Source organism: Pseudodesulfovibrio aespoeensis Aspo-2 (genome assembly GCF_000176915.2).
Taxonomy (GTDB): Bacteria; Desulfobacterota; Desulfovibrionia; order Desulfovibrionales; family Desulfovibrionaceae; genus Pseudodesulfovibrio; species Pseudodesulfovibrio aespoeensis.
In genome coordinates, this window is record NC_014844.1 from 846,725 (window position 1) to 859,335 (window position 12,611).

General features: G+C 63.7%; 13 protein-coding genes. 12 read left to right on the forward strand and 1 reads right to left on the reverse strand.

Features of this window, described 5'->3' with window-relative positions; genetic code table 11:
* The first annotated feature begins 26 nt into the window (after positions 1-26).
* The 9 genes from DAES_RS03815 (at position 27) to DAES_RS03855 (ending at position 7,533) form a co-directional block, all read left to right on the forward strand.
* Positions 27-419 (forward strand): YraN family protein, encoded by a 393-nt coding sequence (locus tag DAES_RS03815; protein ID WP_013513716.1) that lies wholly within the window; start codon positions 27-29, stop codon positions 417-419.
* Positions 416-1,246 (forward strand): 16S rRNA (cytidine(1402)-2'-O)-methyltransferase, encoded by an 831-nt coding sequence (gene rsmI / locus DAES_RS03820; RefSeq protein ID WP_013513717.1) that lies wholly within the window; start codon positions 416-418, stop codon positions 1,244-1,246. Before DAES_RS03815 ends, rsmI begins: the two co-directional genes overlap by 4 nt.
* Positions 1,243-2,268 (forward strand): biotin synthase BioB, encoded by a 1,026-nt coding sequence (bioB, locus tag DAES_RS03825; RefSeq protein WP_013513718.1) that lies wholly within the window; start codon positions 1,243-1,245, stop codon positions 2,266-2,268. Before rsmI ends, bioB begins: the two co-directional genes overlap by 4 nt.
* A gap of 15 nt (positions 2,269-2,283) precedes the next feature.
* Positions 2,284-2,835 carry a biotin transporter BioY gene (locus DAES_RS03830; protein ID WP_013513719.1) on the forward strand — a complete coding sequence of 184 codons (552 nt, stop codon included), beginning with the start codon at positions 2,284-2,286 and terminating at the stop codon, positions 2,833-2,835.
* A gap of 24 nt (positions 2,836-2,859) precedes the next feature.
* On the forward strand, positions 2,860-3,654 hold the full coding sequence (locus DAES_RS03835; RefSeq protein ID WP_013513720.1) for a PTS system mannose/fructose/sorbose family transporter subunit IID: 795 nt from the start codon (positions 2,860-2,862) through the stop codon (positions 3,652-3,654).
* Positions 3,655-3,704: 50 nt separating this feature from the next.
* On the forward strand, positions 3,705-4,010 hold the full coding sequence (locus DAES_RS03840; RefSeq protein ID WP_013513721.1) for an HPr family phosphocarrier protein: 306 nt from the start codon (positions 3,705-3,707) through the stop codon (positions 4,008-4,010).
* Entirely contained in the window at positions 4,011-5,795 is a 1,785-nt protein-coding gene (gene ptsP / locus DAES_RS03845; RefSeq protein ID WP_013513722.1) for a phosphoenolpyruvate--protein phosphotransferase, read from the forward strand.
* Between the two features lie 102 nt (positions 5,796-5,897).
* Positions 5,898-6,374 carry an SsrA-binding protein SmpB gene (gene smpB, locus DAES_RS03850; RefSeq protein WP_013513723.1) on the forward strand — a complete coding sequence of 159 codons (477 nt, stop codon included), beginning with the start codon at positions 5,898-5,900 and terminating at the stop codon, positions 6,372-6,374.
* Between the two features lie 517 nt (positions 6,375-6,891).
* The gene (locus tag DAES_RS03855) at positions 6,892-7,533 is read left to right on the forward strand and encodes a M15 family metallopeptidase (RefSeq protein ID WP_013513724.1); all 642 of its coding nucleotides are present in this window, start codon (positions 6,892-6,894) and stop codon (positions 7,531-7,533) included.
* A gap of 324 nt (positions 7,534-7,857) precedes the next feature.
* Here the strand turns inward: DAES_RS03855 and DAES_RS03860 are convergent, their stop codons facing one another.
* The gene (locus DAES_RS03860; protein WP_013513725.1) at positions 7,858-9,264 is read right to left on the reverse strand and encodes a sigma-54-dependent transcriptional regulator; all 1,407 of its coding nucleotides are present in this window, start codon (positions 9,262-9,264) and stop codon (positions 7,858-7,860) included.
* Positions 9,265-9,845: 581 nt separating this feature from the next.
* On the opposite strand from DAES_RS03860, the gene DAES_RS03865 reads away from it, so the two are divergent.
* From DAES_RS03865 to DAES_RS03875, 3 genes are read left to right on the forward strand one after another with little or no spacing between them, the layout of a single operon-like run.
* On the forward strand, positions 9,846-10,115 hold the full coding sequence (locus DAES_RS03865) for a transposase (protein WP_013513726.1): 270 nt from the start codon (positions 9,846-9,848) through the stop codon (positions 10,113-10,115).
* Between the two features lie 21 nt (positions 10,116-10,136).
* Positions 10,137-12,167, forward strand: a complete 2,031-nt coding sequence (locus DAES_RS03870) for a CoB--CoM heterodisulfide reductase iron-sulfur subunit A family protein (RefSeq protein ID WP_013513727.1) — start codon at positions 10,137-10,139, stop codon at positions 12,165-12,167.
* Positions 12,168-12,176: 9 nt separating this feature from the next.
* Positions 12,177-12,602, forward strand: a complete 426-nt coding sequence (locus DAES_RS03875; RefSeq protein ID WP_013513728.1) for a hydrogenase iron-sulfur subunit — start codon at positions 12,177-12,179, stop codon at positions 12,600-12,602.
* The last annotated feature ends 9 nt before the right edge of the window (positions 12,603-12,611 follow it).

Below are 12,611 nucleotides of genomic sequence, written 5' to 3' on the forward strand. Positions count from 1 at the left end.
CCCCCCCCTGTGCTATCACTCCCCCCATGGGATTGCTGGACAAACGCACGCCCGCCAAGTGGCGCGGCGATCTTGGCGAGGATGCCGCGGCCCGGTATCTGGAGAGCCGGGGCATGCGCGTGCTCGACCGCAACTGGCGGTATCGCCAGTGGGAGCTGGATCTGGTCTGCCGCGACGGCGACACGCTGGTGTTCGTGGAGGTCAAGACGCGCGTGGCCGGGTCCATGAGCGCCCCGGCGGACGGCCTGGGCCGGGCCAAGCGGGCGCGGCTGGTCAAGGCGGCGGCGCGCTATCTGAGCGCCAAGGGGCTGTGGGACGAGCCGTGCCGGTTTGATCTGGCCGCCGTGGTGGACACGGGCGTGTCCATGGATGTCGAGCACACTGAAAACGCTTTCGATCTTACGGGGATGCGCTTATGAGCGGGGCCGGAAAACTCTGGGTGGTGGCCACTCCCCTTGGCAATGCGGACGATCTGTCGCCGCGCGCCCGGCAGATTCTGGGCGGGGCGGAGATCATCCTGGCCGAGGACACCCGCCGGGCCGGGCTGCTCTTCAGGCGGTTAAATCTTGAGCGGCATGGCAAACTGGTCAGTTTTTTCGAGCACAACGAGGACAAACGTCTGCCCAAGGTGCTTGAATATCTTGAGGAGGGGCTGACCGTGGCCCTCATCTCGGATGCCGGGACGCCGCTGCTGTCAGACCCCGGCTTCACCCTGGTGCGCGCCTGCCGCGAGCGCGGGATCGCGGTCTCGCCGGTGCCTGGGCCGAGCGCGCCTGTGGCCGCCTTGTCCGCATCCGGGCTGCCGCCGCTGCCCTATACCTTCCTCGGGTTCCCGCCGCGCAAGAAGAGCCAGACCGAGGCGCTCTTTCTGGCCCATCGCGACACCGGGGCGACCCTGATTTTTTTCGAGCGCAAGACGCGCCTTGCGGGCACGCTGGAGATCGCCGCCGACATCCTGGGCGACCGCGAATTCTGCGTGGCCCGCGAGTTGACCAAGGAGTATGAGGAGTTCCTGCGCGGTCGGCTGGGCGACCTGACCGGGCTCGACCCGGAGCTGCGCGGCGAGCTGACCGTGATCATCGGACCGGCCACGGCTGGGGGCAGGACAGGAGAGGCCGAGCTTGCGCAGTTGGTGGCCGAGGAGGGCGGGGCTGGCGGCAGGCCCAAGGAGATCGCCCGCCGGGTGGCTGCGCGCGCCGTTGGCTGGACAGCCAAAGAGGTCTATGCGACCATGTGTCCCCAATGAGCCTGAATGCCGCATACCGCAAGGTTCTGGACGGAAAGTCCCTGGCCGATGCGGACATCCGTTTTCTGGTGGATCTGCCGCTTGACCGCGTCCCGGAGCTGGCGCGGCTGGCCCATGCCCTGCGCCTGGCCCGGTTCGGCGACCAGGTGGGGCTGTGCGCCATTGTCAATGCCAAGTCCGGCGGGTGTTCCGAGGACTGCGCCTTTTGCGCCCAGTCGTCCCGGAGCACGGCAGACGGTCCGCGCCATCCGCTGCTCCCGGCCCGCGACATCGCGGCTGCGGGCGAGGCGGCCAGGGCGCGCGGCGCGAGCCGGTTCGGCGTGGTGGCCAGCGGCAAGACCGTGACCGCGCGCGATTTTGAGGGCTTTGTGGAGGCGGTGGGGCTTGTGGCCGGGCTGGGGCTGGCCCCGGACCTGTCGCCGGGCATCCTGGACCGGGCGCAGTTGCAGGCGTTGCAGCGGGCCGGGTTGCAGGGGTATCATCACAACCTGGAGACGTCGGCTTCGTTTTTTCCCAGCATCTGCACCAGCCACGCCTATGACGAGGACGTGCGGGCCGTGCGCGCCGGGATTCAGGCCGGGCTGCATGTCTGCTCCGGCGGCATCTTCGGCCTGGGCGAGAGCTGGGACGACCGGGTGGAGCTGGCCCTGCTCCTGGCCTCGCTTGGCGTGGACTCGGTGCCGATCAACTTTTTGCAGCCCATCCCCGGCACTCCGCTGGCCGGGCGCGAGGTGCTTGCGCCGCTGGAGGCGCTCAAGATCGTCGGGGTCTACCGCTTCCTGCTGCCGGACGCGGCCATCCGCATCTGCGGCGGGCGGCTGCCCGTGTTCGGCGCCGGGGACGGGGCAGGGGGCGGGCGCGAACTGCTCGCTTCGGGCGCCAGCGGCCTGATGATCGGCGATTACCTGACCGTGCGCGGCGGCGACGCGGACCGCGACCTCGCCGATATCCGCGCCCTGGGCCTGAGGCCGGAACCCTGCGCAATGGGTCACATGCCGCACCCCTGCATCATGGATAATTAACCCGACAGGAAACAGATGCCCAAGGATTCCCTGACCGATCTGCACCAGCTTGTCTGGACCGCGCTCTTGGCCGCCACCATCGGCGCGGGCGCGTACCTCATCGTGCCCATCGGACCTGTGCCTGTTTCCATGCAGCCGTTCTTCGTCTTTCTGACCGGGTTTGCGCTTGGACCCCGGCGGGGTGCCATGGCTGTCGGGCTGTATCTGCTGGCCGGGACTTTGGGACTGCCCGTGTTCGCGGGCGGCAGGTCCGGCCTGGGCCACTTGTTCGGTCCCACCGGCGGGTACATCTTCGGCTGGCTGGCGGCGGTCTGGCTGTGCGGGCTGGCCCGGCAGCAGGACGGGACCGTTCCCTGGGTGCGCGGCGGCGGCTTCGGGCTGGTCGCGCTGCTGGTTCTCTATGCCATGGGCGCGGGCTGGCTCAAGTTCGCCCTGTCCATGAGCTGGCACAAGGCGTGGCTGGCCGGGGTCGCGCCGTTCATTGTGTGGGACATCATCAAGCTCGCGGCCTCCCTGGCCTGCGCCCGGTACATGGTCCGGCTCGGACTGCTTCCGGGCCAAAGATAGCCGCCCGGCGGCACGGATGGTGTGATGATGAAGGAGAGCAGCCCGGCAAGCCCACGCGAAGACACGCTGGTCATGGCCTACCTGCGCAGCTTCATGCGCTGCTACATGGCCGGGGCCGGGTTCAACACGCGCGGCATGCAGAACATCGGGCTGGTCTACGCCATGCAGCCAGGGCTTTCGGCCATCCACACCGATCCCAAAAAGTACCGGGCGGCCCTGAAACGGTATGTGCGCCACTTCCAGTCCCACCCCTTCTGGATGCCGTGTCTGGTGGGCATCTTTCTCAATGTGGAAAAGGCCGTCGCAGCGGGGCGGTTTCCCCCGGCCATGCTGTCCAAGGTCAAGGACACCACGGCCTACACCCTGTCCGCTCTGGGCGACTCGGTCTTTGCCGGGAGCCTGCTCATATTCTGGGCGCTGTTGACCATCTGTCTGCTGCTTTCCGGCCAGACCGCCGCGCCGCTGACGCTGGGCATCTGTTTTTTCATTGGGCTTCAGGTGTTCCGGGCGTATACCTTTGCCTGCGGCGCGCGTCAGGGGTTCCGGTTCCTGGAGCGGCTCAAGCGATGGGATCTGATCAACTGGGGGCGGCGGATCAAGTATGTCAACGCCGGGCTGCTCCTGTGGCTGTGGGCGCTCATCTGGCCGCGCCCCTTTGACTGGTGGGAGTGGCTGGCCGGGACGGGCGCGCTGATGCTGTTCGCCCGGTTCGTGCGCACAGGGCTGCTGTCGCGCGTGCTGGCCGCGGCGGCCTTTGTGGCGGGCATCGAGGTTTTTCCCCGGTTCGAGCAGATGATCCGGGGATTTTTGAGCTTGTGATTATTGGTACAATTCGACATAGAAAGATGTGTCTAACGAGCAGGTAGGTCATGACCGAGACGAATCAGAGCATGGACGAGGGACAGGGCGATTTTCTCTCCCGGCAGGTGGTCGTTGCCAACGAGCACGGGCTCCACGCCCGTCCCGCCGGGAAACTCGCCCAGCGCGCCCAGGGGTTTTCGGCGAATATACGCATCGTCCTTGATGGACAGGAGGTGGACGCCAAGTCCATCCTCGACGTGCTGACCCTGGCCGCAGGGCCTGGGGATGTCCTCGAAATCCGCGCCAGCGGCGACGACGCGGCCCAGGCTGTCGAAGCCCTGGAGAGACTGTTTCACCAAAGGTTCAGCGACTAGATGGCAGAAAAGATCCTCACGGGCATTCCGGTGGCCACCGGTATCGCCATCGGCAAGGCGTTTTTCGTCAACCGCAACCACAAGGCGCATCTGCCGCGGCACACCGTGGCCGCCCTGGCGGTTGAGGGCGAGACCGCGCGGCTGCACGACGCCTTTGTCGCCGTGGAGGCCGAGCTTTCCGCCATCCGCGAGCAGGTGCCCGCCGAGCTCAAGGACTACGGCCTGCTCATCGACACCCACATCCTCATGCTCAAGGATCCCAAGCTCTCCGGGGTGGCCGGGGAGTACATCCGCTCTCTGGGCCTCAACGCGGCCTGGGCGCTGGAAAAGGCCGTGTCCGACCAGGAGGTCGCCTTTGGCGCGGTGCATGATCCCTACATCCGCGAGCGGATGCAGGATGTACGCGTGGTGGCTGACAAGGTCCAGGCCAAGCTCATCGGGCGTGAAAACGACCTGACGGCCATACCGGGTCGGGTCATCATCATGGCCCACGACCTGACCCCGGCGGATACCGTGGAGATCCAGGTCAGCCGGATCATGGGCTTTGCCACGGTGCGCGGCGGCAAGACCTCGCACACAGGCATCATGGCCCGCTCCATGGGCATCCCGGCCCTGGTGGGCGTGGAGCGGCTCGAAGATTTCGTGCACGACGGCGACCTGGTGATCATCGACGGCCTGACCGGCAAGATCGTGGTCAACCCCACCGAGTCCGAGCTTGAGGACTACAACGAGCGCGCCGCCTATTTCGAGGACTACACCCGCAAGATCAAGCGCGGCTGCCACCTGCCCGCCGAGACCTTTGACGGCTCCCGCGTCCAGGTGCTGGCCAACATCGAGCTGGTGGAGGAGATCGCCTCGGCGCTGGACAACGGGGCCGAGGGCGTCGGCCTCTATCGCACCGAGTACGCCTACCTCAATCGCAAGGATCTGCCCACCGAGGACGAGCTGGCCGAAAAATACATCGACCTCGCCGCCATCCTCTCCCCGCGCAAGGTGGTCTTCCGCACCCTGGACCTCGGCGCGGACAAGTTCATCTCCGCCTTTGGCGAACTCAACGAGACCAACCCGGCCATGGGGCTTCGGGCCATCCGCTTCTGCCTGCGCAACCCGCAGCTCTTCAAGAGCCAGCTGCGGGCCATCCTGCGCGCCTCGGCCTACGGCAATGTCTCGCTCATGTTCCCCATGATCTCCGGGGTCAAGGAGGTGCGTCAGGCCAAGGCGTGGCTGGCCCAGGCCAAGGCCGAGCTGCGCCGCGAGGGCGTGGACTACAACCCGGACATGCCTGTCGGCATCATGATCGAGCTGCCCTCGGCTGCCATGATCGCCGAGTTCCTGGCCCACGAGGTGGATTTCTTCTCCATTGGCACCAATGATCTGATCCAGTACTCCATCGGCGTGGACAGGACCAACCACCATGTGTCCTACCTCTACCAGCCGCTGCACCCGGCCACCCTGCGCACCATCAAGCTGGTGGTTGACGCCGCGCATCAGGCGGGCATAGAAGTCTCCCTGTGCGGCGAGGTGGCGAGCGACCCGTTCTGCGTGCCCATCCTGCTCGGCATGGGCATCGACTCGATCTCCCTGACCCCGCAGGCCATCCCAGGCATCAAGCGCATCATCCGCCAGACCAACATGCACGACTGCCGCAAGCTCCTGCGCAAGGTGCTCGAATGCCGCACCGTCAGCCGCATCAACGGACTGGTCATGGACAACATCTTCAAGTCCTTTCCGGACGAGGTCACGTTCTTCTCGTCCCTGCTCGAAAACGACGAATCGCCGTCCTAGACCCAATACCCGCGCCGCCGCGCCCCACGGCCAGACGCGCACCCCCCGCCGCCACGCGCGACCGGGCCGGGGGCCATTCCCCCAAGGAACAGACGAACACCCATGGCAAAAAAGAAATCGACCACCACGCCGGACACCATCGGCACCAACAAGCAGGCCAGACGCCTCTACGATATCCTCGAAACCTTTGAGGCGGGCATCTCCCTGCTCGGCAGCGAGGTCAAATCCCTGCGCGGCGGCCACGTCGCCTTCAAGGACGGCTATGTCCAGTTCCGCGACCACTCCGCCTTCCTGGTGGGCGTGCATATCGCGCCCTACGAGAAGACCGGCGAATATGACCAGCACGATCCCGAAAGGCCGCGCCAATTGCTCCTGCACAAGCGGGAAATCCTCGTGCTCAAGGCCAAGTCGGACCAAAAGGGCCTGACCGTCATCCCCATGAAAATGTACTTCAGCCGGGGCAAGATCAAGGTGCTCATCGGCCTTGGCAAGGGCAAAAACGTCCACTCCCGCAAGCAGGACCTCAAAGACCGCGACATCGCCCGCGACACCGCCCGCCAACTGGCCGACCACAGATAGCGGGGTGGGGTGAGGGGTTCCGGGGGGAGAGCATGTGGAGACAGCCGCCACCTTGTGTGGGACTGTCGGTACTTGCCTTCATTTTTCAACGGACTGCGGCTGTCTGGCCACAGTCCGTTGGTGTTTGTGTGTCACTGCCGTGTGTGAATCCGTCAGGCAACCTGGGGGATTTGCGCCTTATAGATGGTCATGGCGTCCCGTTCCTCTGGCGTACGGGCTTGCGGTCCCTGTTTTTGAAGGCCTTCAGTTCCACAGCGCGCTCCTCAGAGTTGACCCGCTCCCATTTCAGCCGATGCGCCTCGACGCTTCGAGCCATGGCCTTGCGCAGTCCAGCTCAACCAATGATTGTAAAAGTTGAGAAGGTTTTCTTCCAAACCTCTTTTTGTGGGATATACAAAGGAATATACAAATGATATCAAGTGCATGAAGCTCGTTTTGGCGGGAGGATGAATAAGGTATTGTGTCCTCCCTGGTTCTTGGTGAATCTTGCAAATACGTATGCTCTCAGGAGGCTGATATGATGAAGAATTTTATAAAATTTACAGTGTTGTGCGTCTTGGCAGCACTCTCTGTTGTGTTGGGCAGTGCCCTGGTATTTGCCGAAGAGACGCCTATTGTAGATTCGGATATGACCTTTGCCGAGGCTGTGCAAAACATGCCCATGGCAGCGCCGAAAAACATTATGGAATCGCTCGAACTGGTGAGGGTTCACTATTTTTCTCTTGACGGAAAACTGCACCAGGGCCAAATCCTGGTACATCGGGAACTTGTTGATGAAGTGCAGGAGTTTTTTCGGCTGGCGCGAGAACACCGTTTTCCAATTTACTCGGTTATCCCTATTTCGTCTCCCAGATTTGACTGGAGTGACGATAAAAGCATGCAGGCCAACAATTCATCAGGGTTCAACTATCGTCTCATAGCAGGCAAGGATGTGCTTTCAAAACATGCTTATGGCCGCGCCATCGACATTAATCCGCAACTCAATCCGTACATCCTTAACGGCGTGAGTCAGCCAGCCGGAGCCGTGTACGAGCCTGGAAAGCCTGGAGTGTTCACCAGCGATTCCCCGCTGGTGGTCTATCTCAGGAAACAAGGTTGGAGTTGGGGCGGCGATTGGGTGGCACCCCGTCCTCAGGACAATCATCATTTCCAGAAGTAGACACGTCGCGGAATTGGGGAACACGGAAAGTTTTCCCCCGGCTCCCCTCTCAAAACTTGGTGGGGCTACGCCGCCTGGAAGGGCAAACGGCAAGGACGGGCTTGATGGCGGCGCAGGGGGCTGCCGTCAGCACGAGGCGCGCCTCTTTTTGTCCACATTTCCTGAAAAAAGCTCTGCCTTTCCGCGCATCCGCGCCCTCTCCGCCGCTGTCCGAATTTTCGCGTCCTCCTGCCTCGCCTTGCGGCGGAGCGCCAACAAGTTTTGGAGAGTCCAGAGAACCTTTTCCAAAAGGTTCTCTGGCCGCCGGAGGCATGAAGCGGCGGGTCAGGGCCTGGCTATGTTGTGGAGTTTGATCAGGGTATAGAGCCGGGCGCGGGAGAGGCCGGAGAGGGCGCAGGCGCGGCGGATGTCGCCGTTGGCCAGGTCCATCAGGCGCGCCAGGTAGTGCTGTTCGATGTGTGCGATCTGGTCGGCGCGGTATGTCTTGAGGTCCGGGAAGTGTTCGCGCTCGCCCATGGCGATGTCGTGGCCGGTTTCTGCCGGGTGCGGGTCTTCCATGGCGCGCCGGGCCACCCGCGAGCGGATCATCCGGGGCAGGTGGCGGGGATAGAGGATGTTCTCCCGTCCCGCCTTGTTGATGGCCTGCTCGATGGTGTTCATCAGTTCGCGGATGTTGCCGGGCCAGTCGTACTGCATGAGCGCGCCGAGGAAATCCGGCGAGAAGCCTTTGCTTTCCACCCGGAGCCGTTGGCAGTGCCGCCGGATGAAGTGGCAGGTCAGCTCGTTGATGTCTTCGGAGATGTCTCTGAGCGGCGGCAGCTGGAGGCGGGTGCCGTGCAGGCGGTAGAAGAGGTCGCGTCTGAAGTCGCCGCTGGCGACCATGGCTTCCAGGTCGCGGTTGGTGGCTGAGAGCAGCCTGAAATCGCTCACGATCTCTGTTGTCGCCCCCACCGGCCTGAAGCTGCGGCCCTCCAGGACGCGCAGGAACACGCGCTGGATGGGCAGCGGCAGCTCGCCGACCTCGTCCAGGAACAGCGTGCCGCCGTCGGCCTGCCTGACCAGACCGATGGCATGGGTGTCCGCGCTGGTGAAGGCTCCCCGCTCGTGGCCGAAGAGCAGGCTTTCGGCCAGGGTATCGGGCAGGGCCGCACAATCCACCACCACGAACGATTTCTTTCGGCGCGGGCTGTTCTCGTGGATGGCTCTGGCAAAGAGCTCCTTGCCTGTGCCGGTTTCGCCGATGATCAGGACGTTGCTTTCCGAGGCAGCGGCCATGGCCACGCTGTCCAGGGCGGATTGCAGCGAACGGCTGTTGCCCACGATGCCGCCCCGGCGCAGCGACACGGGCGGGCGGGCCGACCGCCGTTCCTGCTGATAGTCCGTGATCCGGCTGATGAGGACTGTCAGCCGCTGGATGTTGGGCGGCTTGGTCAGGTAGTCCCAGGCCCCGTCGCGGATGGTGCGCTCGGCTGTGTCCGGATCCCTGTTGCGCGAGACGAAGATGATCTCGGGAAAGGACGGAATTTCGCGGATGGTGGCGAGACAGTCGAGGCTGTCCCTGTCCGAGAGGTCGTCGCCGAGCAGGACCACCCGGTAGTCGCCTGTGTGCAGCATGCCCATGGCGCGGGCCAGGGAATTGCAACAGGCTGCCGACAGGTTGTGCCGGGCAAGGTCCTGTTCCAACCGGGCGGTGTAGGCGGTGTCGCCGTCAATGATCAGGATGTCGGACACGGGCCACGCTCCTCGGACTATTCCGATACGCTTTATAGCACAATTCTGTCGTTTTGTTCAATCGCTCCCCATGGCTGAATTCATGGAAGAAACCAGATTATAACGCGGATTCCGTCACTATTGTCCTGCCGGACAGGACAGAGGTGGCCCGCGTCTGGCCGTCCGGCGAGGAGAGCCCTGACCACGCCAACCGCTCAGTTGCGTTCTCCATTGTCATGACGGGACTCTCCTGAACAGATTCCAATGTCTTGCCGAACGGGACTGGTCTTGCCAGACAGGACGAAATCTTCTTGTTTTGCAGGTGTTTCAATCTGCCATCCCGTCGCCTCCCGCATATAATCCGTCCATTTCCCTGCGTTTATCCGCTTCGGCACGCAACTTGTTATTGAGAGCATGAGACATCTCGGAGGCGCTGGTGAGCAGTCGTGGCTGAGAGGTGACATGCCTTGCAAATACAGACTGTTGAAGAGGATGTGGACATGGCGTGACCGGTTGCTCGCGCATCGGGTCCGCTCTCCATCTCTCCAGGAGGGCAGCCGGGACGGAAGACAGGGGGGGACAGCGGCAAGGAGGTATGGCGGATGAAGCGCAAATGGGATCCCAAGACAAAGGCGAGGATCGTGCTGGAGGGTCTTTCCGGGGGATGCATCAACGACCTTTGCCGCGCGCACGATCTGCGCCCCGGACAATACTACAAGTGGCGCGGGTTTTTTTTGGAAAACTGCCACCAGGTCTTCGAGCGGCAGTCCGGCCCCCAGACCGAGGCCGATCTGGCCTCCGAGAATGAAAAGCTCAAGCGGCTGGTGGGCGAGCTGACCCTGGAGTTGAACAACGGCAGAACCATTCGCTGACCATGCGAGGAGGAGCGGGCCATGGCTGAAAGGATCGGCGTATACATTTGTCATTGCGGCTCGAACATCGCGGGCAAGGTCGATTGCGCGGATGTCGCAGGCTTTGCCGGGCGGATCAGGAACGTGGCGGTCTCGCGCGACTACCAGTTCATGTGCTCGGATCCGGGGCAGGAGATGATCATCAGGGACATCCGCGAATATGGCCTGAACCGCGTGGTGGTGGCGTCCTGCTCGCCGCGCCTGCACGAGAAGACCTTTCAGAAGGCGTGCGCCCGCGGGGGGTTGAACCCCTACCTGATGCAGCATGCCTGCATCCGCGAGCACTGCTCGTGGATCACCGCCGATCCGGTCGAGGCCACGGCCAAGGCCAAGCACATCGTGGAAGCCGCAGTGGAGCGGGTGGGTCGGCATCAGGAACTGTTTTCGCGCGAGGTGGACGTGCTGCCCGATGTCATGGTCGTGGGCGCGGGCATTGCGGGCATCCAGGCGGCGCTCGACATCGCCAAGTCCGGCCACCGGGTGCATCTGGTGGAAAAGGCGCCGTCCATCGGCGGGCACATGGCCCAGTTCGACAAGACCTTTCCCACCCTCGACTGCGCGGCCTGCATCTCGACCCCCAAGATGGTGGCCGTCTCGCAGGAGCCCAACATCAACCTCATGACCTGGAGCGAGGTGGTGGACGTGTCCGGCTTTGTGGGCAACTACACGGTCACTGTCCTGCACAAGCCCCGCTACATCAACGCCAGCATCTGCACCGGGTGCGGGGCTTGCCTTGAGAAATGCCCGACCAAGGCGCCCAGCGAATTCAACGAGGGGCTTGGCACGCGCAAGGCCATCTACCGCAACTCGCCCCAGGCCGTGCCCAACACCCCGGTCATCGACGGGACCATCTGCCGCAAGATCACCAAGGACAAGTGCGGCCTGTGCCAGCAGATATGCCCCACCGGGGCCATCGACTACACCATGCAGGAGAGCCGCGAGGTTTTTCATGTGGGCAGCGTTGTCCTGGCCACGGGCTACGACACCATGGACCCGACGCCCATGGCCGAGTACGGGTATGGCCGCTACGGCGAGGTCTATACCGCGTTGCAGTTCGAACGGCTGAACAATGCCGTTGGCCCTACCGGGGGCAAGATTGTCATGAAGAACGGGGAGTCCCCGGAGAGCGTGGCCATCATCCACTGCGTGGGCAGCCGCGACAGGAATTATCACGAATACTGTTCGCGCACCTGCTGCATGTACGCCCTCAAGTACGACCACCTGATCAAGGACAAGATCGGTCACCACGCCAAGGTCTACAATTTCTACATCGACATGCGCTGCTTCGGGAAGGGGTACGAGGAGTTCTACCGGCGCGTCCAGGACGAGGGCGTGACCTTCATCCGGGGCCGCCCTGCCGAGATCGTGCAGGAGAACGGCAAGCTGGTGGTGGTGGGCGAGGACACCCTGCTCAGCATGAACGTGCGCGTGCCCGTGGACATGGTGGTGCTGTGCACGGCCATGGAGCCCAGGGCGGACATGCCCGAGGTGGCCCGCGTCTTTGGCGTGGCCCAGGGGCAGGACGGGTTCTTCCTGGAGGAGCATCCCAAGCTCGGGCCGGTCTCGACAGCCACGGACGGCGTGTTCCTGGCCGGGGCCTGCCAGGGGCCAAAGGACATCCCGGACGCGGTCTCCCACGCCTCGGGCGGGGCGGCCCAGGCCCTGGCCCTGGCGGCCAGGGGCAAGGTCTCCATCTCCCCGACCACGTCGTGGATCAACCCGGACATCTGCATCGGCTGCAAGGTGTGCATTGGCCTGTGCGCCTACTCGGCCATCGAGTTCGACGAGCGCCGCCAGGTGTCGGTCATCAACGAGGCCATGTGCAAGGGATGCGGCAGTTGCGCCGGGTATTGCCCAAGCGGGGCGGCCCAGATCAAGCACTTCAACGAGAACCAGATATTCGACGAAATCGACGGGTTGCTGGGCATGATGCCCGGCATTCCGATCATGCCCGATGCTGCGGGAGCGGAACACGAGACGCAACTTCACGCCCGCGCGGGCGAACCGGCCTAGGAGGCTGTCATGCGCAACGAGTTCGAACCGACCATACTGGCCTTTGTCTGCAACTGGTGCACCTACACGGCGGCGGATCTTGCCGGGACCTCCCGCATGGTCCAGCAGCCCAACCTGCGGCTGGTGCGGATGATGTGCACCGGCATGGTGGACCCCAAGTACATCGTCAAGTCCCTGCTCTCCGGGGCGGACGGCGTGCTCGTCAGCGGCTGCCATCCCGGCGACTGCCACTACATCAACGGCAACTACAAGGCCCGGCGCAGGATCAAGCTCTTAAACGAAATCCTGCCCCAGTTCGGCATCGACAAGGGCCGCGTCAAGCTGACCTGGGTCGGGGCCAGCGAGGGCAATGAATTCGCGGCCACGGTGAACCATTTCATCAACGAGATCAGAGAACTCGGTCCCATGGAAGCGCGTTCCATGGCCGTGGTCTAACAGCGCTGA

What these genes read in the sequence shown, in the direction of transcription:
- DAES_RS03830 (WP_013513719.1), top strand. Translation starts at nt 2,284, where the DNA reads ATGCCCAAGGATTCCCTGACCGATCTGCACCAGCTTGTCTGGACCGCG.
- DAES_RS03870 (WP_013513727.1), top strand. Translation starts at nt 10,137, where the DNA reads ATGGCTGAAAGGATCGGCGTATACATTTGTCATTGCGGCTCGAACATC.
- DAES_RS03840 (WP_013513721.1), top strand. Translation starts at nt 3,705, where the DNA reads ATGACCGAGACGAATCAGAGCATGGACGAGGGACAGGGCGATTTTCTC.
- DAES_RS03875 (WP_013513728.1), top strand. Translation starts at nt 12,177, where the DNA reads ATGCGCAACGAGTTCGAACCGACCATACTGGCCTTTGTCTGCAACTGG.
- DAES_RS03865 (WP_013513726.1), top strand. Translation starts at nt 9,846, where the DNA reads ATGAAGCGCAAATGGGATCCCAAGACAAAGGCGAGGATCGTGCTGGAG.
- bioB (WP_013513718.1), top strand. Translation starts at nt 1,243, where the DNA reads ATGAGCCTGAATGCCGCATACCGCAAGGTTCTGGACGGAAAGTCCCTG.
- DAES_RS03855 (WP_013513724.1), top strand. Translation starts at nt 6,892, where the DNA reads ATGATGAAGAATTTTATAAAATTTACAGTGTTGTGCGTCTTGGCAGCA.
- DAES_RS03815 (WP_013513716.1), top strand. Translation starts at nt 27, where the DNA reads ATGGGATTGCTGGACAAACGCACGCCCGCCAAGTGGCGCGGCGATCTT.
- rsmI (WP_013513717.1), top strand. Translation starts at nt 416, where the DNA reads ATGAGCGGGGCCGGAAAACTCTGGGTGGTGGCCACTCCCCTTGGCAAT.
- smpB (WP_013513723.1), top strand. Translation starts at nt 5,898, where the DNA reads ATGGCAAAAAAGAAATCGACCACCACGCCGGACACCATCGGCACCAAC.
- DAES_RS03835 (WP_013513720.1), top strand. Translation starts at nt 2,860, where the DNA reads ATGATGAAGGAGAGCAGCCCGGCAAGCCCACGCGAAGACACGCTGGTC.
- ptsP (WP_013513722.1), top strand. Translation starts at nt 4,011, where the DNA reads ATGGCAGAAAAGATCCTCACGGGCATTCCGGTGGCCACCGGTATCGCC.